At 61.2% G+C, this 23,040-nt stretch carries 21 protein-coding genes and 1 pseudogene; 17 read left to right on the plus strand and 5 right to left on the minus strand.

Annotation, left to right across the window (positions count from 1 at the left end):
* Positions 1-22: 22 nt before the first annotated feature.
* Positions 23-934, plus strand: coding sequence for a ring-cleaving dioxygenase (locus tag AACZ55_RS07290; protein ID WP_339644733.1), 912 nt, complete (start codon positions 23-25; stop codon positions 932-934).
* A gap of 254 nt (positions 935-1,188) precedes the next feature.
* The gene (locus AACZ55_RS07295) at positions 1,189-1,407 is read left to right on the plus strand and encodes a hypothetical protein (protein WP_338609514.1); all 219 of its coding nucleotides are present in this window, start codon (positions 1,189-1,191) and stop codon (positions 1,405-1,407) included.
* Between the two features lie 48 nt (positions 1,408-1,455).
* Here the strand turns inward: AACZ55_RS07295 and mnmA are convergent.
* Positions 1,456-2,571: pseudogene (gene mnmA, locus AACZ55_RS07300) on the minus strand (tRNA 2-thiouridine(34) synthase MnmA); the annotation flags it as partial.
* A gap of 277 nt (positions 2,572-2,848) precedes the next feature.
* Between mnmA and AACZ55_RS07305 the strand changes: the two are divergent.
* From AACZ55_RS07305 to AACZ55_RS07350, 10 genes are all read left to right on the plus strand, one after another.
* A complete protein-coding gene (locus AACZ55_RS07305) occupies positions 2,849-4,258 on the plus strand; it encodes a flagellar hook-length control protein FliK (RefSeq protein ID WP_339644686.1) in 1,410 nt (469 codons plus the stop codon).
* Positions 4,259-4,270: 12 nt separating this feature from the next.
* Positions 4,271-4,984 carry a flagellar hook assembly protein FlgD gene (locus tag AACZ55_RS07310; protein WP_339644689.1) on the plus strand — a complete coding sequence of 238 codons (714 nt, stop codon included), beginning with the start codon at positions 4,271-4,273 and terminating at the stop codon, positions 4,982-4,984.
* Positions 4,985-5,158: 174 nt separating this feature from the next.
* A complete protein-coding gene (locus AACZ55_RS07315) occupies positions 5,159-5,437 on the plus strand; it encodes a DUF1153 domain-containing protein (RefSeq protein ID WP_014131558.1) in 279 nt (92 codons plus the stop codon).
* Positions 5,438-5,709: 272 nt separating this feature from the next.
* Positions 5,710-7,335 carry a flagellar basal-body MS-ring/collar protein FliF gene (gene fliF, locus AACZ55_RS07320; RefSeq protein ID WP_339644692.1) on the plus strand — a complete coding sequence of 542 codons (1,626 nt, stop codon included), beginning with the start codon at positions 5,710-5,712 and terminating at the stop codon, positions 7,333-7,335.
* 7 nt (positions 7,336-7,342) lie between these two features.
* The gene (fliG, locus tag AACZ55_RS07325) at positions 7,343-8,416 is read left to right on the plus strand and encodes a flagellar motor switch protein FliG (RefSeq protein WP_339644694.1); all 1,074 of its coding nucleotides are present in this window, start codon (positions 7,343-7,345) and stop codon (positions 8,414-8,416) included.
* Positions 8,413-9,039: a FliH/SctL family protein gene (locus AACZ55_RS07330; RefSeq protein WP_339644696.1), complete on the plus strand. Its 627-nt coding sequence runs from the start codon at positions 8,413-8,415 to the stop codon at positions 9,037-9,039. Before fliG ends, AACZ55_RS07330 begins: the two co-directional genes overlap by 4 nt.
* 60 nt (positions 9,040-9,099) lie before the next feature.
* Positions 9,100-9,387, plus strand: a complete 288-nt coding sequence (gene fliN / locus AACZ55_RS07335) for a flagellar motor switch protein FliN (RefSeq protein WP_338610636.1) — start codon at positions 9,100-9,102, stop codon at positions 9,385-9,387.
* Positions 9,388-9,419: 32 nt separating this feature from the next.
* Positions 9,420-10,811 carry a sigma-54 dependent transcriptional regulator gene (locus AACZ55_RS07340; protein WP_338609504.1) on the plus strand — a complete coding sequence of 464 codons (1,392 nt, stop codon included), beginning with the start codon at positions 9,420-9,422 and terminating at the stop codon, positions 10,809-10,811.
* Between the two features lie 113 nt (positions 10,812-10,924).
* Positions 10,925-13,048: a flagellar biosynthesis protein FlhA gene (gene flhA, locus AACZ55_RS07345; protein ID WP_338609502.1), complete on the plus strand. Its 2,124-nt coding sequence runs from the start codon at positions 10,925-10,927 to the stop codon at positions 13,046-13,048.
* A gap of 67 nt (positions 13,049-13,115) precedes the next feature.
* The gene (locus AACZ55_RS07350) at positions 13,116-14,120 is read left to right on the plus strand and encodes a putative zinc-binding metallopeptidase (RefSeq protein ID WP_339644699.1); all 1,005 of its coding nucleotides are present in this window, start codon (positions 13,116-13,118) and stop codon (positions 14,118-14,120) included.
* Between the two features lie 130 nt (positions 14,121-14,250).
* Here the strand turns inward: AACZ55_RS07350 and AACZ55_RS07355 are convergent, their stop codons facing one another.
* The 3 genes from AACZ55_RS07355 to AACZ55_RS07365 form a co-directional block, all read right to left on the minus strand.
* Positions 14,251-15,627 carry a dicarboxylate/amino acid:cation symporter gene (locus AACZ55_RS07355; protein WP_338609499.1) on the minus strand — a complete coding sequence of 459 codons (1,377 nt, stop codon included), beginning with the start codon at positions 15,625-15,627 and terminating at the stop codon, positions 14,251-14,253.
* A 158-nt stretch (positions 15,628-15,785) separates the two neighbouring features.
* Complete coding sequence (locus tag AACZ55_RS07360) at positions 15,786-16,922, minus strand: hypothetical protein (RefSeq protein ID WP_339644702.1); 1,137 nt, start codon at positions 16,920-16,922, stop codon at positions 15,786-15,788.
* Positions 16,923-17,081: 159 nt separating this feature from the next.
* Positions 17,082-17,654, minus strand: coding sequence for a DUF1134 domain-containing protein (locus tag AACZ55_RS07365; RefSeq protein WP_338609496.1), 573 nt, complete (start codon positions 17,652-17,654; stop codon positions 17,082-17,084).
* A 127-nt stretch (positions 17,655-17,781) separates the two neighbouring features.
* Between AACZ55_RS07365 and AACZ55_RS07370 the strand changes: the two genes are divergently transcribed.
* From AACZ55_RS07370 to AACZ55_RS07385, 4 genes are all read left to right on the plus strand, one after another.
* Positions 17,782-18,285: a YHS domain-containing (seleno)protein gene (locus AACZ55_RS07370; protein WP_339644706.1), complete on the plus strand. Its 504-nt coding sequence runs from the start codon at positions 17,782-17,784 to the stop codon at positions 18,283-18,285.
* 100 nt (positions 18,286-18,385) lie between these two features.
* A complete protein-coding gene (locus tag AACZ55_RS07375; RefSeq protein ID WP_339644708.1) occupies positions 18,386-19,045 on the plus strand; it encodes a histidine phosphotransferase family protein in 660 nt (219 codons plus the stop codon).
* Positions 19,046-19,183: 138 nt separating this feature from the next.
* Entirely contained in the window at positions 19,184-19,543 is a 360-nt protein-coding gene (locus AACZ55_RS07380) for a response regulator (RefSeq protein ID WP_339644711.1), read from the plus strand.
* Between the two features lie 182 nt (positions 19,544-19,725).
* Positions 19,726-20,517: a DUF2189 domain-containing protein gene (locus tag AACZ55_RS07385; protein ID WP_339644714.1), complete on the plus strand. Its 792-nt coding sequence runs from the start codon at positions 19,726-19,728 to the stop codon at positions 20,515-20,517.
* A 72-nt stretch (positions 20,518-20,589) separates the two neighbouring features.
* Here the strand turns inward: AACZ55_RS07385 and AACZ55_RS07390 are convergent, their stop codons facing one another.
* Complete coding sequence (locus AACZ55_RS07390; protein ID WP_014131573.1) at positions 20,590-21,291, minus strand: response regulator transcription factor; 702 nt, start codon at positions 21,289-21,291, stop codon at positions 20,590-20,592.
* A gap of 402 nt (positions 21,292-21,693) precedes the next feature.
* Between AACZ55_RS07390 and fliI the strand changes: the two genes are divergently transcribed.
* Complete coding sequence (fliI, locus tag AACZ55_RS07395; protein WP_339644717.1) at positions 21,694-23,028, plus strand: flagellar protein export ATPase FliI; 1,335 nt, start codon at positions 21,694-21,696, stop codon at positions 23,026-23,028.
* The last annotated feature ends 12 nt before the right edge of the window (positions 23,029-23,040 follow it).

The raw sequence follows: 23,040 nt of genomic DNA on the forward strand, positions 1-23,040 counted from the left end.
AACAGGATCACCAGTTTCAGCAATTTCCTCTATTTTGCTGACAATAGCTAATGCCACCCAGGTTCTGGGCCTGCGGCTGGTCAAGCGCACGGTCAATCAGGACGACACCAGCGCCTATCACCTGTTTTATGGCGACGGCAAAGCTTCGCCCGGCTCCGATATCACTTTCTTTGATTGGCCCACCGCGCCCGAACAGCGCGGCACCCATTCCGTCGTGCGCACGGCATTTCGGGTCGAGGGCGAGACATCGCTTGCCTGGTGGAAGACCCATCTTGAAGCCAATGGCGTCAAGACCTCCGATATTGCCGAACGGGCCGGCCACATGGCGCTCGATTTCGAAGATCCGGAGGGCCAACGCCTGCGGCTCGTCAACGACACAAGGGCCGGCGGCGCCCAGCCCTGGGACAAGAGCCCCGTTCCCAAAGAGCGCCAGATCAAGGGGCTTGGGCCGATCACCATGAGCGTGCCCGATCTCAAGCGCTCCGAGGCCGTACTGACGGTCGTCATGAACATGCGCAAAATCCGCACCCATCCCGCGACCGACGATCAGGGCGAAATTCATGTCTTTACCATGGGCGATGGCGGTGCTTCGGCCGAGTTGCATGTTGCCGTCGAACCCGACCTGCCTTTCGCCCGGCCTGGCGCAGGTGGCGTGCACCACGTCGCTTTCCGCACGCCGGACAAAAAGCAGTTCGACCAATGGGTGGCCCGCGCCGCCCAGGCTGGCCTGCGCACCTCCGGCGAGGTCGAGCGATACTATTTCACCTCGCTCTATTTCCGCGAGCCCAACGGGATCCTTTTCGAAATCGCCACCGACGGCCCCGGCTTCGATGTCGATGAACCGATGGAAACGCTCGGCGAACACCTTGCCCTGCCCCCGTTCCTCGAACCCAAGCGTGCCCAGATAGAGGCGGGCCTCAAACCGATCGATTAATCAGAAAGGCCCGGGACACTTCCGGGCCTTTCCTTTTAGATGCCAAGGCCTGCCGCCCACTGTGACGATTGGCGCGGCAATATCCTTGGAAATTTTTCTCCCGGCCCTTTATGTCAGAGACAGCTACTCGCTCTTGGAGCGTGTCCAGACAAAGTGGATGCCACTTTACAGGTTCGGACACGCAATAAAACAAAGGTTTAGAGCCCTCGCTTTGATTCCATCAGAACGTGAACGGCTCCAGCAAGGAGAACGCCATGGCCGAGACCGAAAAGCCCAATTGGGGCAATCGCATCATCCTTCTGATTTTCGGCGCTCTGGCCGCCGTTACCATTGGCGCAACGATCGTCGCGACAATCAATGAATGGGGCGAAGGCAGCGTGGCAGGAGCCAGCGCCGTCGAAGACCTCTCGACAATAGAGCCCGGCTCTGAACCCACTGCGCAAACACCCGACGAGGTTCAGGACGCACAATAGCGCGTCGGGCGCCGCTCAGGCGACGAGCGCCGCCGGCACCGTTTCGGCAATGAACCCACCGCCCAGAACCTGTGCATCGGCGCTATCGTCGGAGTAGAGAACGCAGGCCTGGCCCGGCGCAATGCCTGTTTCCCCGGCGATCAGTGTCACATAGACCTCGCCGTCGCGAATGTTGATCACCGCTTCCTGGGGCGCCCGTGTCGAGCGCACTTTGGCTTCGAGCGCCAACCCGTTCCCATCGGCCATTTCGGCCAGGGGACGCGGCCCGAGCCAGTTAAGGTCCCGTAGCCGGACCGTATGGGCCGAAAGTGCCGCCTTGGGTCCCACCACCACCTGCTGCGTCTTCGCATCGAGCCGCAGCACGTAAAGCGGCTCACCCGAGGCAATGCCCAGTCCGCGACGCTGCCCGACAGTGTAATGGATTATTCCCTTGTGGCGCCCGAGCACCCGGCCATGCGCATCGACAATATCGCCGGGCTTTTCCGCTTCGGGCATCAGTTTCCTGATCACATCGGAATAAGAGCCCCTGGGCACGAAACAGATGTCCTGGCTGTCGCTCTTTTCGGCAACCACCAATCCCATATCGCGCGCCAGTTCCCGCGTTTCGTCCTTGGTCATGTTGCCCAGGGGAAAGCGCAGGAAATCGAGCTGACCGGCCGTTGTGGCAAACAGGAAATAGGTCTGGTCCTTGTCGCCATCGAGGGGACGCAGAAGCTGGCGCTTGCCATCGACCATCCGCGAGCGGACATAATGGCCGGTCGCAAGACAATCAGCCCCCAGATCGCGGGCCACTTCCATCAGGTCCACGAATTTGACGGACTGGTTGCACGAAACGCACGGAATTGGCGTCTCGCCCAGCGCGTAGCTTTCAGCGAACGGCTCGATCACCGCCTTTTTGAACCGTTCCTCGTAATCGAGCACATAGTGGGGAATGCCAAGGGTCGCCGATACGCGACGGGCATCGTGGATGTCCTGCCCGGCGCAACACGATCCCTTGCGGAACGTGGCTTCGCCATGATCGTAAAGCTGCAGGGTAACACCGATCACCTCATAGCCCTCACGGGCCAGAAGTCCGGCAACGACTGAAGAATCAACGCCGCCCGACATTGCGACGACGACGCGCGTTTCGCCGGGGGACCGGTCGAAACCAAGGGAGTTCACCATTTTTCTCACATCCGGTTGGGGTCAAGGGCCAGCGGACAAACCGGATGGCACTCCCATCCGGCACAATGGGCAGCTTTTACGCCCTTGTAGCGCCGACCGCAACTTAGGCCGGCATTTTTTGCCGCTTGCCCGGACAAACCTGCCGCCCGAACCCCAAAACGCATCACATACCATCATCCAAACAACTGATTTAAAAGGGAAACTGCGATACCTCCCAACTGGCATCCCTCTTGCAACGCGTTGATCGACCCATTGTGCGCACACGAGTTCGAACCAAGTGACCAACGCGATCAGCATCGGAACAAGGCCCGCTCCCGCCGCCGTCCCCGCCAAACCGGGGGCCGCGAGCCAAGCCGGTGGCGCAATCGATTTCTCCAGCCTCATCGCCCTGGGGCCATCGGCCAACACGGGCACCGGCAACCAGATCGGCACCGGCCCGGCTCGGCCCGGCCCGACCATCGACCCGCTGGCCGGGACTGAACTGGCCACCCAAATGGGAACCGAGTTGTCGACGCTGCTTGAAAAGCTGGCCGCGCTATCCGGCAAGCTCAAGGACGGTGAACCGATCGACGAAACCGATCTTGACGAGCTTCAAAACCTGCTGGCCGGAATAGAGGGCCTTCTCGATCAGGGCGCCCCCTTACCCCCGCTCGGCTCTCCCGGCCTGACGGCGCTCTCCGATCTCGCAGCTCAATTGGGTCTGGACGCCGGAGACGGTTTCGGCCCGCTCGATACCCTTGCCGCGCTCTCGGCGCGCATCGCCGACACATTGCGTGAGGACGCGCCCGAAGTCGCCGCGCGGCTGACGGCACTTGCCAAAACCCTCGACAGCCACGTGGCCGCCATCCAGAGCGCCATGGCCGACGAGCAGGCTCAGGCCACTGTCGCGGTCAGACATGTCGAAAGCGAAACCCGCCTGAACCCCGCCGCCACCATTGCCGCCCAGTCCGGCGAAACCGGCGAACCGGAAGCCTCCGACAAGCCGGCGGCCGGCGCCGCAAAAAGCGATGCTTCCGCCGGTCCCGAACGCTCGCTCGTTCAGGGTGGGCAAACGTCTCAGTCGCCATCGGGCAACGAAGCCAGATCGAGCGCGCAGCAAAATGGTGCAGCCGGCGGTCCGGCTGCCACCGCGCCGCAGGAAAACGTCGAAACCCCCGATGGGCTCACCATCCAGCCCGGCCAATCCCAGCCATCGACATCGGGTCCAACGGCACTGGCGCGCCCCGAAGCGGCGCTCTATCAGCGCCCCGAAGCGCAGATCAATCTGCCCCACATTGCCGCCGAGATTTCCCGTCACGTTCAGAACGGCGTCAACCGCTTTGAAATCCGGCTCAACCCGCCAGAGTTGGGCCGCATCGACGTGCGCATGGAAATGGACAATTCCGGCAATGTTGTCGCCCGTCTCGCCGTCGAGCGCAGCGAAACCCTCGACCTGCTCCAGCGCGACCAGCGCGCTCTTGAACGCGCCCTGGCCGACGCCGGGCTCGATGCAAGCAAGACCGAGCTGGAATTTTCGCTCGGCCAGCAAAGTGGCGGCAATGACGGAAACGATACCGAGCGCACTCCCTGGCGCATGAGTGTCATCGATCCTGCATCTCAATCATCTCAAGGCCCGGCGGCGCTGTCCGACCCGGCCGGCTCCGCATATGGCTATGCACGGCTCGATGCCGTAAACCTCTGGGTATAAGGACCTAAAGCTATGGTCGATTCCGTCTCAGGCACATCAACAACATCGGGCTCTGATCTCGGCAACAGCCGCAAGACCATTGCCGACAATTTCGACACCTTCCTGCAGCTTCTGACCACCCAGCTCAAGAACCAGAACCCGCTCGAGCCGCTCGATACCAACCAGTTCACCCAGCAGCTGGTGCAGTTCACCTCGGTCGAACAGCAGCTCAAGACCAATGAATTTCTCGAAGCGATGATGCAGTCTTCGCAGAATTCAAACAACGCCCAGGCGGTAAGCTATGTCGGCAAGACCGTCACCGCCTCGGGGGCGACCACCGACCTTGTCGATGGTGTGGCAAACTGGGTTTACCGCGTCGATGCGGCAGCCGAAAACACCAACATCACCATCAAGGACGCTGCCGGCAACGTCGTCTATACCGAAAATCTGTCGCTCGAGGCGGGCACAGACCAGATCGTTTGGGACGGCACCACCTCGAGCGGCACCAAGCTCAACTCGGGCCAGTTCACGATCACCATCGACGCCCGCGATGGCGATGGAAAATATGTTCCCGTGACCACCGAGATGCAGGGTGTTGTCGAAGGCGTCGACGTCAGCGGCTCCGAACCCTATATCCTGATCGGCGATCTGCGCATTCCGCTCTCTTCGATCTCCGCCGTTCGCTCGACGAACGCCGAGCCGACGCCCGATCCGGAAACGCCCGAGACCGAGCAGGAAGCGGCCTGAAGTCCCTCTCACGCCTATCCCATTGAATTTGCTGCACACACGTCGTGAGCGCGTGCGTTTTGCCCTCGCATTCTGCATGCCATCTTAACCGGTTGTAAGTTTCCGCTTAGCCAATTTTTAAGCCACCCGCGCTAGTGTAAGCGCTGGTTATGGTCAGGTTGAGTAGAGAGTAAAATGACCGTCCAAATGCGTCCGCGCGTGAAATACGTGATAGGTCCCGATGGCAGTCCGCTGACCATTGCCGACCTGCCGCCTCCGAATACGAAGCGTTGGGTCATCCGCCGCAAGGCTGAGGTCGTCGCCGCCGTTCGTGGTGGGCTTTTGAGTCTCGAAGAGGCTTGTGAGCGCTATACCCTGAGCGTCGATGAATTCCTCAATTGGCAAGCCGCCATCGACAAGCATGGTCTTGCCGGGCTGCGAACCACCTGGATTCAGCACTATCGGGAAGGCTGAACGCCGGCGTTCAGCACACGTTTTCGCGCCTTCAAAATCAAAACCCGCTACGGTCTCCGTGGCGGGTTTTGTGCATTCCCCCGACTTTTCCCACACCCCGGACCGGCAAAAATTGCCGTTTTTGCATTGTGGGAGAGTTGGTTAACACCTTGTTTACCATAGGCTAGGCATATTTTGCCCAGTGGGCTCGGTGATTTGTTTTACGCCGTATTCCAAGGTGCAACCGCGCAGGATGCGCCAACAAAGCGAACGACTAGGCTTAAGGGTGCTGCGTGAATCAATTGGGGGAACTGCTGGGCAAGCTCGGCGTGGCGCGCATCGCCGCGATGGCCGTCGTAGCGGTCATGATACTGGGTTTTTTCGCCTTCATCATGGTTCGCTCGACCACCCCTCAACTCGCCCCCCTCTACACCAACCTCGAATTTGACGATTCCGCCGCCATCATCGCCGAACTGGGCGGCATGGGCATTCCCTACGAAATCCGCAATGAAGGCGCGACCCTCCTCGTCCCGCGCGACCAGATCACCACGATCCGCATGTCGCTGGCCCAGGACGGCCTGCCGGCCCGCGGTCAGGTCGGCTACGAAATCTTTGACAACCAGTCGACACTCGGCGCCACAAGCTTCGTCCAGAACATCAATCACATTCGCGCCCTTGAGGGCGAACTGGCCCGCACCATCGGCGGGCTCAGCCGCGTCCAGAGCGCCCGGGTTCACCTTGTGCTGCCCGAACGTGAACTGTTTCGCCGCGACATCCAGGAGGCCTCCGCCTCGATCGTTCTGACCGTCCGCGGCCAGCTCTCGGCCGGCGAAATTCGCGCGGTCCAGCATCTGGTAGCGTCCGCCATCGAAGGCCTGTCACCCAACGCGGTCTCAATCGTTGACAGTTCGGGCTCACTTCTGGCGTCGGGAACCGGCGAAGGTGAAGTTTCGATCACCGCGCAGGCGGTGGAAGAGCGGACCCTTGGCGTTGAAACCCGCATGCGTACGCGGCTCGAAGAATTGCTGGCATCGGTCGTCGGTCTCGGCCGGGCCCGGGTCCAGGTCTCGGCCGAACTCGACCTCAACCGTTCCACCCGCACCTCCGAAACCTTCGACCCGGACGGACAGGTGGTCCGCTCCACCCAGATGGTCGAAACCGGCGACCAGTCGAACGGTCCTGGTGGTGCGGGTCAGGTGACCGTTGCCAACGAATTGCCCGGTGCATCCGAGCAGGGCGGCGAAGGCGGCACGCAAAGCTCCTCGTCCTCGCTCGAGGAAACACTCAATTACGAAATCTCCTCGACCACCGAAACCGAAGTCACCGAGGCCGGATCGATCAAACGCATGTCGGTCGCCGTTGTGGTCGATGGCGTCTATACCTACGACGCGGCAGGCAATGCGATCTATGAACCGCGCCCGCAGGCCGAACTCGATCAGATCACCGCGCTGGTGCGCACCGCCATGGGCTATGACGCCGATCGCGGCGACCAGATCGAGGTCGTCAACATGCAGTTTGCGGAGCGCCCCGGCATCGAAGCGGGCACCGCCGAGCCGGGTCTGTTCGAATTCAGCCGCGACGATCTGATGAAATTTGCCGAGATGGCAGTGACCCTGCTCATTGCGCTGGCTCTCGTACTGTTCGTCATGCGCCCGCTGGTCAAAAAGGTCCTGGCCCCCGAACCCAAGCCGCTTGCCCTGCCCGAAGCCGCGAGCGTCCCTGCCGAATACAAGGAACCCCAGGAAGACCCCTTGGCCGAAGCCCGCTCCCGCGAGGCCGCGACCGAAGCATGGATGGAAACCGCAAAATCGCTCGGCGAATCCCAGGTCAAGGCCCTCAAGATGGTCGGCGAACTGGTCGAAGAAAGCCCCAAACAGGCTTCACTGATTATCCGTGACTGGCTGAGCGAGGCTGCATAGGACCACCATGGCTCTAACTGAACCCAACGCACAACCGAACGGCGGCGCCGCCAAAGGGCTCCAGGTCGGTGACGACGCCACCCAGCGCCAGATGCGCGGCGACGAAAAGGCTGCGGCGCTCCTTTTGGCGCTCGGCCCCGATTTCGGTCGCCCCATCCTTGAAGAACTCGATGAAGTCGAGATCAGGACACTTTCGCGCGCCATGGTGCGTCTTGGCCCCATAACCCAGCAGATGCTCGACGAACTGCTGGCCGAATTCATCATGGGCGTCTCTTCGACCGGCACCATGGCCGGCAATTCCGACACCACCGAACGCCTGTTGCTGTCCTTTCTGCCCCAGGACCGCGTCGAACAGATCATGGAGGAAATCCGCGGGCCCGCCGGGCGCAACATCTGGGAAAAACTTTCCAACGTTCAGGAAGATATCCTCGCGAGCTATCTCAAGAACGAATACCCCCAGACCATCGCCGTGGTCCTCACCAAGATCTCCCCTGATCACGCCTCGCGCGTGCTCGCGGTGTTGCCCGAAGAACTCGCGCTCGACGTTGTCCAGCGCATGCTCTCGATCGACCCGGTGCAAAAGGAAATCCTCGAAAAGATCGAATCGACCCTGCGCACCGAATTCATGTCGACGCTGTCCCACACACAGCGGCGCGACAGCCACGAGCAGATGGCCGACATCTTCAATGCTTTCGATCGCCAGACCGAGGCGCGCTTCATGACGGCACTCGAGGACCAGAGCCGCGACAGCGCCGAGCGCATCAAGGCCCTCATGTTCACCTTCGATGACCTCACCCGCCTCGAATCCGCCGCCATCCAGACCCTGCTGCAGAATTTCGACAAAAAGGAAATGGCCTTGGCCCTCAAGGGCGCATCCGACGCGGCCCGAGAGTTCTTCTTTGCCAACATGTCCACCCGCGCCGCGGGCATGATGCGCGACGACATGGAAACCATGGGCGCCGTCCGCCTCAAGGACGTCGACGAAGCACAGTCCCGCCTCGTCAACACCGCCAAGGACCTGGCGGCCCGCGGCGAGATCGTCATCAACAAGGGCAAGGCTGATGAGGAGATGATCCTGTGAGTGTCGCCCACAAATTCACCTTCGATCTGGACCTGGCGCACAAGCCGCCCGCCAGCAAGACCATGCCCGAATCCGAGTTCGAGCAGATGGTCGCCGCAGCGCGCGAAGAGGGCTACCGGCAGGGCCTCGCCGCCGGACAATCGAGCGTTGAAGCGCAATCGGCGACCGCACTTGCCAAATCCGCCGAAAAGCTGGCCAACCAGGTCGCCCAGATGGTCCAGACCATCGAAGACTACGAAAAGCTTCATCTGGGTCAATCTGTCGGGCTCGCCGCATCGGTCGGGCGCAAGCTCGCCGCCCACCTGATTGCCCGCGAACCACAGACCGAGCTGGCAGCGCTGCTATCCGAATGCATGGCCTCGCTCGAAGCGGCGCCGCACCTCGTCATCCGCTGCCATCCCGACCTTTGCGACGCCATGAAGGCCATCGCTGAAGAGCGCATGAAGGTTTCGGGATTTGCCGGCCGCCTCATCGTTCTTGGCGATCCCGAAATCCGCATGGGCGACGGCAGGCTCGAATGGGCCGATGGCGGGCTGGTGCGCGACATCAACGCCATATCCAGTGAAATCAACACCCGCATCTCCGCCTATCTGGCGGCCCGCGGCGCCGAGCAGGGAGACTGATCCATGGCCGATGGCGACGACGATATCCAGACCGCACCCGACGGCATCTCGTTTGAGGAAATGCTGGCCGAGGTCGACCAGGACGACGCCAGCAACGACGAAAAGAGCGCTGCCGACCTCGAGGCCGTCTTTGACGTCCCCGTGCGCCTTTCGGTGGTTCTGGGCAGAACCAGAATGCCGGTGGCAAAGCTTTTGAAGATGGACATCGGCACGGTGGTCGAACTCGACCGGCAGGTTGGCGAAGCCATTGATATCTATGTCAACGACCGCCTCGTCGCCCGCGGCGAGATCGTGCTTGTTGAAGGACGCCTTGGCGTCACCATGACCGAAATTATCAAGGCCGGCTAAACCCTTAGTCCGCCGGCAAGGAGACCACACCCATGCGCTTACTGATTATCGGCGCCCTCGAAGGACAGCTCAGCCAGGCCTCCAAGATGGCCATGGATGGTGGCGCCAAGGTCGCCCACGCCGCCACCATAGAGATCGCCCTGGCTTCCCTGCGGTCAGGCAAGGGTGCCGATCTGCTGCTGGTCGACGTCATGGTCGATATCCCAGCGCTGATCGCCGCTCTCGACGCCGAGCGCATCGCCATACCGGTTGTCGCCTGCGGCACCGAAACCAATGCCGCCGCCGCCGTCAACGCCATCCGCGCCGGGGCAAAGGAATACATTCCTCTGCCCCCGGACGCCGAACTGATCGCCGCGGTCATCGCTGCCGTCGCGCGGGAAAGCTCGGACTTTCTCTATCGCGACCCCGCCATGGCCAAGGTCGTCAAGCTCGCCGACCAGATCGCAGGCTCGGACGCCTCGGTTCTCATCACCGGCGAGAGCGGCACCGGCAAGGAGATCATGGCCAAATATCTCCACGCCCGCTCCAAGCGGGCCAACCGGCCATTCATCTCCATCAACTGCGCGGCGATCCCCGAGCATCTGCTCGAATCCGAGCTGTTCGGCCATGAAAAGGGCGCCTTTACCGGCGCCGTTGCCCGCCGGGTCGGCAAATTCGAGGAAGCCAATGGCGGCACCCTTCTCCTCGACGAAATCTCGGAAATGGATTTTCGCCTGCAGGCCAAGCTCCTGCGCGCCATTCAGGAACGGGTTATCGATCGCGTCGGCGGCACCAAGCCGGTTCCTGTCAATATCCGTATCCTTGCCACCTCCAACCGCGAGCTTGCAACCGAGGTCAAGGAAGGCCGCTTCCGTGAAGATCTGCTGTTCCGGCTGAACGTCGTCAATCTCAAGCTCCCGCCGCTGCGCGATCGCCCCGGTGACATCGTCGCCCTGTCCGACCATTTCGTCGCCCGCTATTCGGCGGCCAACGGCCTTTCCCAGCGCATCCTGTCCCAGGCGGCGCGAGAGGAATTGCTGCGCGCGCCGTGGCAGGGCAATGTCCGCGAACTCGAAAACACCCTTCACCGCGCCGTGCTGCTCTCGTCGGGCGATGTTATCGAACCTGATGCCATCCGCATGCCCGACGGCACGGGGCTCTCCGATGCTGTGGCCAGCCATTCGCTTGCCAGCCAGGCGGCCGCCGCTGCGGACGCCGTGGCCCGCTCGATGGTGGGCCGCACCGTGGCCGATGTGGAACGTGACCTGATTATCGATACGCTCGGCCATTGCCTGGGCAACCGGACCCACGCCGCCAACATACTGGGCATCTCGATCCGGACGCTGCGCAACAAGCTCAACCAATATGCCGATGAGGGGGTGGATATCCCCGCTCCCGGCAGTGACTTCGGTTTAGCGCCAAACAAGCGCTATAGCGCCGCATGACAATCGCGGCGCCCCTCCCGCCGGCTGCCCCGCCCCATCATGGGCCGGGCCGCGGCGTGGGGGCTGCCGCGGCTCCCCACCTGCCCAACCTATCGGGAAGCACGCGCCAGACGATGACCGAAACGACCGCCCCATCTGCCCCTGGCCCTTTGGGCCGCATCAACGAGATCGTCGAGATCATCCGCCAGTCCAATGCCGGGCTGGCGGTTGGCGTTGTGATTATCCTGGCCGTCCTCATCCTGCCGATGCCGGCCATGTTGCTGGACATTCTTCTGGCATTCTCGATGGTCTTTTCGGTCATGATCCTGATGACCGCGCTGTTCATTCAGACGCCGCTCGAATTTTCGGCCTTCCCCACGGTGCTTCTGGTCTCGGCCATGTTCCGGCTGGCGCTCAACCTCGCCTCGACCCGCCTCATTCTTGCCGACGGGCATGAAGGAACCGCGGCGGCCGGCAACGTCATCGAAGCCTTCGGCAATTTCGTCACCCGCGGCAATTTCATCATCGGGGTGATCGTTTTTGCAATCTTGCTGATCGTCAATTTCATCGTCATCACCAAGGGCTCGGGCCGCATCGCCGAAGTCGCCGCCCGTTTCAACCTCGACGCCATGCCCGGCAAACAGATGGCGATCGACGCCGATTTGTCCGCAGGGCTGATCGATGAGGTGGACGCAAAGAACCGCCGCAAGACCCTCGAAGACGAAAGCTCGTTCTTCGGCGCCATGGACGGCGCGTCCAAATTTGTACGCGGCGACGCTATCGCCGGCCTGCTCATCACCTTCATCAACGTTATCGCCGGCATCATCATCGGCATGATGCAGATGGGGCTGACCATCCAGGAAGCCAGCTCGAACTATTCGCTCCTGACCATCGGCGACGGTCTAGTCAGCCAGATCCCGGCGCTGATCGTTTCCACCGCCGCCGGCATTCTGGTCTCCAAGGCCGGCATTTCCGGTTCGGCCAACCAGGCCCTCTCTACCCAGTTCACCTCCTACCCCGTTGCGCTGGGCATGAGCGCGGCCGTCATGTTCGCCATGGCGCTGGTTCCCGGCATGCCACTGATCCCGTTCGTGACCCTTGGCAGTGCCGTCGGCTACCTCGCCTGGACATCGGCCAAAAAACTCAAGGCCAAAAAAGCGGTCGCCGATCAGGAACAGGTGGTCGAACAGGCCCGCCAGACCGCCGCGGCTCCAACCGAGGCACCGATCACCGACAGTCTCAAGATCGACGAACTCAAGCTCGAACTCGGCTATGGCCTGCTCAGCCTCGTCAAGGAAGACGATTCAGGGACCGACCGGCTCACCGAGCAGATTAAGGCCCTGCGCCGTCAGCTTGCCACCGAACTCGGGTTCGTGATGCCCGCCGTGCGCATTCTCGACAACATGCAGCTCGAGCCCAACATCTACAAGATCAAGATCAAGGAGGTCGAAGCAGGCCATGGCGAAGTCCATGCCTCCCAGCTGATGGTCATGGACCCCTATGGCAACAAGATCACCCTGCCCGGCCAGCACACGGTCGAGCCGACCTTCGGCCTGCCCGCTGCCTGGATCGACGCCGCGCTGCGCGACGAGGCCGAGGTGCAGGGCCTGACCATCGTCGATCCCTCGACCGTGATCTCGACCCACCTCACCGAAGTACTCAAGGCCAACACCGCCGATCTGTTGAGCTATGCCAATGTCCAGTCGCTGCTCTCCGGTCTCGACAAGGATCAGCAAAAGCTGGTCGAAGACATCGTTCCCTCGCTGATTTCCGTTTCGGGCATCCAACGCGTGCTCCAGGGTCTTCTTGCCGAACGCGTCTCGATCCGCGATCTGCCCACCATTCTCGAAGGCGTGGCCGAAATCGCCGGCTCGGCCCGCAGCACTGCCCAGATCATCGAGCATGTCCGCGCCCGTCTTGCCCGCCAGATCTGCGCGGCCAATCTGGGCATGGATGGCAATTTGCCGCTGCTCACCCTCTCGCCCAACTGGGAGCGCGATTTTGCCGAAGCGATGATGGGCGAAGGCGAGGAACGTCACCTCGCCATGGCACCGTCAAAGCTCCAGCAATTTATCGCCGGCATCCAGAACGGGTTCGAAAACGCCGCCCAGATGGGCGAAATCCCGGTCCTGATCACATCGCCCCACATCCGCCCGCATGTACGTGCCATCATCGAACGCTTCCGCCCCCAGACGGTCGTCATGAGCCAGAACGAAGTCCACCCGCGCATCAGGCTGCGCACCGTGGGCAGCATCTAGAATGCGCTAAACAAGGAACCGAGCGCCGTCGGGGGCGTTGCAGCAGCGAACGCCATCGGAGGCAGCAATGCGCCTTTTTACCTGCCCCAATTGCCGTCAGACCGTCTATTTCGACAACAGCGCCTGTGGCCAGTGCGGCACGGCGATCGGCTACGACCCCGCGACCAATCAGATGGTCGCCATTTCCCAGTCCGCCCCCTATTGCGCCAATGCCGATCATGGCGCCTGCAACTGGATTGCCCCCACTGGCGGCTTTTGCAGGGCCTGCCGTCACAACGAGACGGTTCCCGACATCTCCGATGTCCGCAATCTCTCCGATTGGCAGACACTTGAGCGCGCCAAAAAGCGTCTGTTCTATAGTCTCATCCGCCTCAACCTGCCCCTGATAACCAAGGACGAGGACAGCCATCGCGGCCTCGCCTTCAATTTTCTTGCCGATACCGGCGGCGAAACGATAATGACCGGCCACAACAAGGGCGTGATCACCATAGCGCTCGCCGAAGCCGACGACGCCGAGCGCGAAAAACGCCGTACCGAAATGGGAGAGCCATACCGCACGCTGCTCGGTCATTTCCGGCACGAGACGGCCCATTACTACTGGGATCTTCTGGTCAGCGGCACCGATTGGCTTGAGCGCTGCCGCGCGGTGTTCGGCAATGATGCTGCAAATTACAATGAAGCGCTCAAAATTCACTACGCCAATGGCGCACCACCCGACTGGCCGCAGCGCTTCGTGTCCACATACGCCAGCTCCCACCCCTGGGAGGACTTCGCCGAAACCTGGGCACATTACCTCCACATCGCCGATACGCTCGAGACGGCGCGAAGCCTTGGCGTATCGACCGAACCGATGCGTGACCGGTCCGGCGAGCTTTCGGCCGACATCGATTTCGATCCCTACCGCACGAGCGACACTCAGGCTCTGACCGAAGCCTGGGTGGGGGTCAGCGTCATGCTCAACGAACTCAATCGCTCAATGGGGCTGCCTGACGCCTACCCCTTCGTTCTGTCCGATCCGATCGTTGGAAAGATCGATTTCATCGCCAAACTGGTTCACGACGGGCGGAACTGAAAAGGGAGGCCGGGAGCCTCCCTTTCATCTGGAGTATTTCTGCTTTTCTTCGAATCGCTAAAATCCTCTAGATCTTTATTTTGTCGCGTGTCCGAACCGCAAAACCGTTTCCACTTTTGCTGGACACGCTCTACTGGGCCGGAGCGCTGACCCCGCTGGGTGTCGTATCGAGCGCCTCAATGTGCTCGACGGTGTCATAAACTCTCTGATCGAGAATCCCCTGCCGCTTGGCAACAATGGTCGGCACCAGCGCCTGTCCCGCGACATTGACCGCGGTGCGGCCCATATCGAGGATCGGGTCGATGGCCAGCAACAGCCCCACACCCTCCAGCGGCAGGCCCAGCGTGGAAAGCGTCAGGGTCAGCATGACCGTCGCACCCGTCAGGCCCGCCGTTGCCGCCGAACCGATCACCGACACAAACACGATCAGCAGATATTCCTGCAAACCGAGCTGGATGCCGAAAAACTGTGCCACGAAGATCGCCGAAATCGCCGGATAGATCGAAGCACACCCATCCATTTTTGTCGTCGAGCCCAGCGGCACGGCAAAGCTCGCATACTCACGCGGCACGCCCAGATTTTTCTCGGTGACGCGTTCGGTAATCGGCATGGTGCCCACCGACGACCGCGACACGAAAGCAAACTGGATGGCCGGCCATGCGCCCTGGAAATAGCGGATCGGGTTGAGCCCGTGAACGGTGAGCAGCGTCGGATAGACAATCAGCAACACGATGGCCAGCCCGATATAGATCGCCGCCGCGTACCAGCCAAGCTGGGCCAGCGTTTCCCAACCATAGACAGCCACGGCATTGCCCAGCAGCCCCACTGTGGCAATGGGGGTCAGCCGGATGATCCACCACAACAGCTTGTGGATGACCTTGAGAAACGAGCGGTTGAATTCGAGGAACGGTTTTGCCGCATCGCCCACCTTGAGCGCGGCAACACCCACCGCGATGGAAATCACGAGGATTTGCAGCACATTAAAGCTCAGGCTCGTGGACGCCCCGCCATCGCTGACGCGCGTCGAGGCCTGCAGGCCAAGGATGTTGGAGGGGATGAGACCGGTGAGAAAATCGAGCCAGGACCCCGAACGTGCAGGCGCGCGGGCAGCGGCGTCGGTCACTGCCGTATTGAGCCCCGGCTGAATGATGAGACCCAGCGCAATCCCGATCAGAACGGCGATGAGTGCCGTGATCGCGAACCACAAAAGGGTTTGCCAGACGAGACGTGCCGCATTGTTGAGTTCGCGCAGATTGGCAATCGAGGCCACTATGGCCGTAAAGATCAGGACCGGCACGATGGTTCGAAGCAGTTGCACGAAGCTCGAGCCCACTGTCGAAAGCGTTTGCACAAGCCAGTTGGGGCCGGCGTCGGTTGGTCCCATCTGCCGGGCGATCAGACCCAGCAGCAGACCGACAACCAGGGCCAGCAATACCTGGAATCCGAAATTGGTGTAGAGCGGGCCCTTAGGCTTCCGCGCCACGGATTGGGAAATTGGGGATGACATTATTTGCCTCGTATTCGATGACCGCGAAATAGACGCGATGCATAAGTATTAGGCAAAATCTACGCCCACCGATCGCGGACGCCAAGGTCTGGGCATGCTGCCGCTGGTGCCCCGGAGGAAATATCCTCCCGCCATTTCGTCAGACTGTGGAATGAAACCTACTGCGCCGCCCGATCGCGCATGGCGAGCATGCGGTCCGATACCGTGCCGCCGGACGATGCCTTGTCGCGGGGATCGAGCTCTTCCACATCGAGACTGTCGGCGGCGAACTTGCGGACCTTGTCGAAAAGGCTTTCGGTCATGGCCGGACCGTCTTCGGCGTCCCCGGCGTAAACCAGCCTGGACACGTCCGAAGCTATGGCTTCGAGTTGCGAGCGAAGCGCCTCGGCGTCGAACCGTTCAGTGTCCCAATCGTTCATGATGGCCTCCTCGAGCCCGACAACCGCGGTCCGGAGCAATTCGCTCTGCTCGGCCTGGGAAAAATCTTCGGCCAGGAGCCGACGTGAACCGTCCGTATGTGTTACCTGCCCGTCAGCCGCCGATTCGCTGAGCAACGCGTTGAGACGGTTCTCGGCTCCCGAAATCCGCGCTTCGGCCCGGCGCAACTGGACACGCGCCTCGCTTTCGGGATCGTTCTGGGACAGCGTATCGCGCAGCATGGCGATCGCTTCGTCCTTGAGCCCGCTCTTTTTCTTTTTTTCAAGACGCGCCAGAAGCATGCGGGTCTGGTCTTCGAGATAACCGTTGCGCTGGCGCTCGATATTGAGCGCCGTCAGCAAATCCTCGACATCGGAACGGTAATCTCCGGTCAGCTGCTCGGCTGTAACGGCCTCGCCCTCATCGGGCATGAGCTCGGGGTCGATATCGGAATAATCCACATCGGACTGGCGGAGCCGTGCGGCAAGCGCCGCAGAGTCGCGCTCTATGTCGCGGATTCGGGCCACCAGTTCCTGCTCACGCGTCTGGAGCGACCCGATGGCCGCGAACTGCTCGTCGCGCTCGGTGCGCAGCGCCGCCAGTTCGCTCATCGCCGCATCCAGCGCCACCACGTTCCCCGAAATCTGGTTGCGCAGCGCGTCGATCTTGAGCTGATGCTTGCGGAGCGTAATGGCGAATTCAGCCCGCAGCTTGTCCTTGTCGGCGCGGAATTCGGCAAGCGTGACCGGGGTTGCCGCTTCGATCCGGCGCTTGGTCAGACGAACGGCGCGGCGCCAGAACGCCGGGCCGACGGCGATGGCAAACAGGGCCGCCGCAAGGAAGCCGAGCGTGAAATACATCGCATTTTCAATGACCATACGCCTCTCCCCTGGCGGGAAGCCCTGCCCATACTATGCCGCCGGGAAGCCCCCGACGCCACACCCTGTTGCAGGTAACCTTACTCGATCAAATCCGAAGCGTCATCTCACAGCTGTGACATGACCTGGACACCTCTCGCCCATCGGAACTGGTTGAGATCAGAATGGGTTCCAGGTCGGCTCGCGCGTGAAATTGAGATAGCCAACGGCAACGCCTGCCCGCAGCCCGACACCCGAGCTGATCGGCACCACGTAGACATCGTCGAGTTTGAGCGCCGTCATGCCGATGCCACCAACCGCAAAGATCGATCCCTCGACGCCCGGATAGCGGTCATAGATCGATTCCACCGAAGGCAGGTTGTAGACGAGCATCATCACCCGGCTGCCGTCGGCACCGATGTTGAGCCCCAGGCTCGGGCCCTGCCAGAACACCTGATGGGTCCCCGCATTGCGCGTATACATTGTCCCGTCGCCATATTTGGCGCCGATGAACAGGGCCCCGCCACCCTCCTGGCCCAGAATATAGGCGTTTGGCTGGCCATACTGCTCGAAAGCCTGCTCGATCACCGAGGCCAGCCCCTGGGCAACGGACCCGAAGAACTGGTGCCCGGCCGAAAGGATTTCGTCGCTCGAATAGGTGTCCGACAGCGATCCCTGTTGGGCGTTGGCCGGCGCAGAGCCCAGGACAAGGCCCAGACCGAGAACCAGTGCTGCCAAGAAGCGATTCATCATCAAATTACATGCTCCCACTTCGCGCGTAAAAAATTCGCGATATGCGTCCCGGTTAACCAAGGCCAAACGGCCCTGCGCTAGGATCGACCAGTCCGCCCCCAACAGCATAGCGGTTCATTGAGCGATAATGCGGCAAATAGGTAAACAAATCTTAACCCTTACAAAGTCTTACACGACTTTCTGCCTGCTTTTTCTCGCCCTGTGCTTTGCCACGGCGGCCCCCGCGCAGGAAAAGTCCATTATCACCAACGCTCTGACCGGCGTGGCGCTGTCGGGATTCGATCCCGTGGCCTATTTTACCGAGGATGCCGCCCTGCAGGGTACTCCAGTCAACGAATTGGAGTGGAACGGGGTTTCCTGGTACTTCGTCTCCGCCGCCAACCGGGACATATTCGCCGCAAACCCGGAAATCTACGCGCCGATTTTCGGGGGCCATTGCGCCATGGCCATGGCCCGGGGACATCTTTCCGACGGCAATCCCCAGATTTTCCGTATAATCGGAGGACGGCTTATGCTGTTTTATTCCATCGGCAACCGCGCCGCCTTCGATATGGCGCCGGGCACCGCGCTGGCCACGGCGGCCGTCAACTGGGAGGCATTGCCCGACCGGCGTGCCGCCCAACATCGTTAGAGCTGGGCGACCGCACGACAAACTTGGCGTTGCCCTGCCCCACTTGCACAGTAAAGTGCTTTGAAAATTGATTCGAACAACGAAAAGCGAGAATTTGGCCATGACGAGCATTGTCGAACTAAGCGCGCCGGACCTTGCCGCATTGCTGTGCTCGCGTGTCTGCCACGACCTCATCAACCCCGTGGGCGCCATTGGCAATGGTCTTGAAGTGCTTGCCGACCCCACCCAGGTCGACATGCAGACCTTCGCCAAGGAACTGATCGAAAATTCGACCCGTCAGGCCCGCGCCAAGCTCGAATTCGCCCGCCTGGCCTTTGGCGCATCCTCGACCGCCGGCACCGAGATCGATACCCGCGAGGCCGATCGGGTCGCAACGCTTCTGATGGCCGGGGAAAAGGCCGACCTCGACTGGAAGGTCTCTCCCATGCTTTTGCCCAAGAACAAGGCCAAGCTGTTGCTCAACATGCTGCTGATCGCCACCCAGGGCGTTCCGCGCGGCGGCACGGTGACCGTCGAGGTGGAAGGCGAGGCAGGAGCCGAGAATTTCACCATCACCGCCACTGGCCCGAAAACCCTCATTCCAAATGCGGTGCAGGGCCTTCTTGCCGGCACGCCCGAAGAAGGCAGTGTCGACGCCCGCGGTATCCAGCCGTTTTACACCGGTGTGCTGGCCCGTCTGTCGCATATGGGGCTCAATCTTGCCCTCGACGGCGAAATCCTGCGCTTCACCGCCGATCCGCTCTCCCATACGATCGACTAGCCTGCCCGGCCCTGAGTGAGCCCAAATGGAGGACCGCGCCAGCAAAAATGGCGCACCTTTTCCATTCGCTAACCATTGTGGCGGTAAACTCATGGCGATCCCGGGCGCAAATCAGCCCGGAAGCTGAGGGACGGGCTCATGAAATCGTGTCTGATCGTTGACGATTCCAGCGTCATCCGCAAAGTCGCGCGGCGTATTCTAGAAGACATGGATTTCATCGTCGACGAAGCCGAGGACGGGCAGGAAGCGTATGAAAAATGCGCCCAGGAAATGCCCGACGTCATCCTGCTCGACTGGCAGATGCCGATCATGAGCGGACTTGAATTTCTCAAGACCCTGCGCGGCTATAATGGCGGCGACAAGCCAAAGATCGTCTATTGTCTGGCCGAACGCGACATCGGCCACATCGCCATGGCCCGCAAGGCCGGCGCCAACGACCACATGCTCAAGCCCTTCGACCAGCAGATGCTGGAATCCAAGTTCCAGCCCTTCGTCTAGGGCACCGGGCTGGGAGATCGGCGCTACACACATGTGTGTGACGGGGCATGCCGCATCATCGCAAATTGCTGTATGCTCAATCCGTTGCGTTGCGCATACTGGTAACGCTCCGTGCAGCGCGGTGTGCCCGCGCCCGGGGGAAATGCGAGGCACCGCGCTCCTTGTGAACCGAGGAGATAAGCATGCCCGTGTCTTCCAACCCCGCCCTTGCCCAATCCCACACGTCCGAACGCGCCATCCGCACGATCTCGACCGGCGACGTTTTCAACGCCCTCGGCAAGGGCGTTTCCGATTTCTGGCGCCATCCATCCCATTACCTGTTTCTGGCTCTCATCTATCCCGCAGTCGGCATCGTGCTCGCCGTCTGGAGCGCCGGTGGCGCGACGTTTCCCCTGCTCTATCCCTTGGCGGCCGGGTTTGCGCTGATCGGCCCACTCGCCGCCATCGGTCTCTATGAGCTCAGCCGGCGCCGAGAACAGGGCGAAGACGACAGCCCCCGTCACGCCTTGAGCGTGCTCAAACACCCTGCGATCGGTTCGATTGTCATTCTGGGCGCAATGCTGGCCGTGGTCTTCGCGCTCTGGCTCACCGCGGCCAATGCCGTCTATGATGCCCATTTCGGGGCAAACCCGCCCGCAACGCTGATCGCGCTGCTCATCGAGACCTTCACCACGGCGCGGGGCTGGAGCCTTCTGGTCTGGGGCAATCTTGTCGGGCTCGGCTTTGCCTTTGTCGTCCTCGCCACAACGGCAATCGCGTTCCCGTTGCTCGTCGATCGCGGCGGAAGTGCTGGCGAAGCGGTTGCCGTTTCAGTGCGCGCCTTCACCACCAACCCGGTTCAGATGACAATTTTCGGTCTCGTGGTCGCGGTCACGCTCTTTGTCGCATCGATCCCGCTCTTTGTCGGCCTTGCCCTCGCTCTGCCCATGCTCGGACACGCGACCTGGCACCTCTACCGCAAGCTGGTGATCTGAGCCCGCAACGAACAAGGCCCGTGCGAGGGGGATCGCACGGGCCTTTGAATTCAGCAGACTTGTCAGGGCCGATCAGGCGCTCTCGGCCAACTCGTTTTCGTCGGGCTCACGCAGCACATAGCCGCGGCCCCAGACGGTCTCGATATAGTTCTTGCCGGCCGTGGCCACCGAAAGCTTCTTGCGCAGCTTGCAGATGAACACGTCGATGATTTTCAGTTCCGGCTCGTCCATCCCGCCATAGAGATGGTTGAGGAACATTTCCTTGGTGAGCGTCGTACCCTTGCGCAGCGAGAGCAACTCGAGCATCTGGTATTCCTTGCCCGTCAGGTGCACGCGCTGACCACCAACTTCGACGGTCTTGGTGTCGAGGTTGACGGAAAGATCGCCGGTGTTGATGACCGACTGCGCATGGCCCTTGGACCGGCGCACGATGGCGTGAATGCGGGCGACCAGTTCGTCCTTGTGGAACGGCTTGGTCATGTAATCGTCGGCGCCGAAGCCCAGACCGCGTACCTTATCTTCGATCCCTGCCAGACCTGAGAGAATGAGGATGGGGGTCTGAACCTTCGCAACGCGCAGCGTGCGCAGCACTTCATACCCGCTCATATCCGGCAGATTGAGGTCAAGCAAAATGATGTCGTAATCATAGAGCTTGCCCAGATCGACACCTTCCTCACCGAGGTCGGTTGTGTACGCATTGAAACTCTCGGATTTGAGCATCAGTTCGATGCTCTGCGCTGTCGCGCTGTCGTCCTCTATCAAGAGCACACGCATGCCAATCCCCTTAAATCCAACAAGTCCCTGCTGGGACCGGGCGTTCAGCTCGATCCCGACGCCCTTAACCAAACCCTACTGGGTACGATTCGAAGCTACCGGTAATTAGTTAACAAAGTTTAATTCAGTCGGGCAATATGCGATTTGCATTAACTGAATAAGGTGTTAACTCATTGAAATACAAGGAAAAATGAAAAGAATTTTTCTTAATGCACAACGTTAAGAAAGCCCTTCAAGCGACTCTTGGGACTCATTGAACCGGGTCTGACAGGGGAAAGCGGACGCGCGCCGATGCGCAGCGAAAAAAATTGCTCAACTTTCGGCAATATCGCCATAACCTTAAGGATGAGTTACCAATGTGGCCAATTCTGGGTACGAATCATTTCCACTGGAGAGGCCGCGGTGCAGTCCCTGATCTCCGACATTGAAGCGATCGATGAGATCGAGGTCTTCGGACGCGTCAAGACGGTTCAGGGACTTCTGATCGAAGTCGTTGGCCCGGTGCGCGAATTGCGCGTCGGAGGCCGCGTGACCATCGAAACCCAGACCGGCTCCAACCTGGCCTGCGAAATCATCGGTTTTCGCGACGGGCTGGCACTCTGCCTGCCTTTCGGCCCTGTCGAGGGCGTAAGGCTCGGCTGCAAGGCGGTGTTTGCCGGCCATGACGGCGCCGCCTATCCTGACACCTCCTGGCTCGGTCGCGTCCTCAACGCCGAAGCCAGACCCATCGATGGTGGAGCGCCCCTGATGCGCGGCGCCGCGCCCTACGCGCTGCGCAACCTCCCCCTGCCCGCCCATGAGCGCGCCCGCGTCGGTGGCCCCATCGATCTGGGCGTGAGATGCCTCAACACCTTCACCACCTGCTGTGACGGCCAGCGCATGGGAATCTTTGCCGGCTCGGGCGTCGGCAAATCGGTTCTCATGAGCATGCTGGCCCGCAACACCGACGTGGACGTCTCGATCATCGGGTTGATCGGCGAGCGCGGCCGCGAGGTCCAGGAATTCATCACAGAACAGCTCGGCGAAGAGGGCATGAAAAAGGCCATCGTCGTCGTCGCGACCTCCGATGAATCCGCCCTCATGCGCCGCCAGGCCGCCTATCTCACGGTTACCCTGGCCGAATATTTCCGCGACCAGGGCAAGCGCGTCCTGTGCATGATGGACAGCCTCACCCGCTTTGCCATGGCCCAGCGCGAGATCGGCCTTGCGACGGGCGAACCGCCCACCGCCAAAGGCTACCCGCCAACGGTCTTCACAGAATTGCCACGTTTGTTGGAACGCGCCGGTCCCGGCCTGGTTAATTCGGGCTCTGTTACCGGTCTATTTACCGTTTTGGTAGAAGGTGACGATCACAACGAGCCCATTGCGGACGCCGTGCGCGGCATTCTCGATGGTCACATTGTGATGGAGCGATCCATTGCCGAACGGGGACGCTATCCTGCCGTCAATGTTCTTCGCTCCGTCTCGCGCACCATGCCCGGATGCGTGCCGGAAGAGTTCCGGCCCACTTTGAGCAAGGCGCGCGAACTGATGTCGGTTTACGCCGACATGGAGGAACTGATCCGGCTGGGGGCTTACCGGAAAGGATCGGATCCCAAGGTTGACCGCGCCATCGCGCTCAGCCCGGCGCTGGAGGCGTTTTTGAGCCAGCGATCGGACGAGCGGACCAATATCGCCGACGGCTACAATCTGCTGGCGACGATTCTGGGAACGGCGGCGGCGGGGGATACGGCTTGATGAGTAAGGAGT

The organism is uncultured Pelagibacterium sp., from assembly GCF_963972885.1.
GTDB lineage: Bacteria > Pseudomonadota > Alphaproteobacteria > Rhizobiales > Devosiaceae > Pelagibacterium > Pelagibacterium nitratireducens.

Excerpts from the sequence above, each read along its gene's own strand:
- AACZ55_RS07360 (WP_339644702.1), bottom strand. The coding sequence starts at position 16,922 with ATGGTCATTGAAAATGCGATGTATTTCACGCTCGGCTTCCTTGCGGCG.
- AACZ55_RS07390 (WP_014131573.1), bottom strand. The coding sequence starts at position 21,291 with ATGCGTGTGCTCTTGATAGAGGACGACAGCGCGACAGCGCAGAGCATC.
- flhA (WP_338609502.1), top strand. The coding sequence starts at position 10,925 with ATGACCGAAACGACCGCCCCATCTGCCCCTGGCCCTTTGGGCCGCATC.
- AACZ55_RS07370 (WP_339644706.1), top strand. The coding sequence starts at position 17,782 with ATGCGGCAAATAGGTAAACAAATCTTAACCCTTACAAAGTCTTACACG.
- AACZ55_RS07310 (WP_339644689.1), top strand. The coding sequence starts at position 4,271 with ATGGTCGATTCCGTCTCAGGCACATCAACAACATCGGGCTCTGATCTC.
- AACZ55_RS07295 (WP_338609514.1), top strand. The coding sequence starts at position 1,189 with ATGGCCGAGACCGAAAAGCCCAATTGGGGCAATCGCATCATCCTTCTG.
- AACZ55_RS07340 (WP_338609504.1), top strand. The coding sequence starts at position 9,420 with ATGCGCTTACTGATTATCGGCGCCCTCGAAGGACAGCTCAGCCAGGCC.
- fliG (WP_339644694.1), top strand. The coding sequence starts at position 7,343 with ATGGCTCTAACTGAACCCAACGCACAACCGAACGGCGGCGCCGCCAAA.
- AACZ55_RS07365 (WP_338609496.1), bottom strand. The coding sequence starts at position 17,654 with ATGATGAATCGCTTCTTGGCAGCACTGGTTCTCGGTCTGGGCCTTGTC.
- AACZ55_RS07375 (WP_339644708.1), top strand. The coding sequence starts at position 18,386 with ATGACGAGCATTGTCGAACTAAGCGCGCCGGACCTTGCCGCATTGCTG.
- AACZ55_RS07355 (WP_338609499.1), bottom strand. The coding sequence starts at position 15,627 with ATGTCATCCCCAATTTCCCAATCCGTGGCGCGGAAGCCTAAGGGCCCG.
- AACZ55_RS07350 (WP_339644699.1), top strand. The coding sequence starts at position 13,116 with ATGCGCCTTTTTACCTGCCCCAATTGCCGTCAGACCGTCTATTTCGAC.
- AACZ55_RS07380 (WP_339644711.1), top strand. The coding sequence starts at position 19,184 with ATGAAATCGTGTCTGATCGTTGACGATTCCAGCGTCATCCGCAAAGTC.
- fliN (WP_338610636.1), top strand. The coding sequence starts at position 9,100 with ATGCTGGCCGAGGTCGACCAGGACGACGCCAGCAACGACGAAAAGAGC.
- AACZ55_RS07315 (WP_014131558.1), top strand. The coding sequence starts at position 5,159 with ATGACCGTCCAAATGCGTCCGCGCGTGAAATACGTGATAGGTCCCGAT.
- AACZ55_RS07385 (WP_339644714.1), top strand. The coding sequence starts at position 19,726 with ATGCCCGTGTCTTCCAACCCCGCCCTTGCCCAATCCCACACGTCCGAA.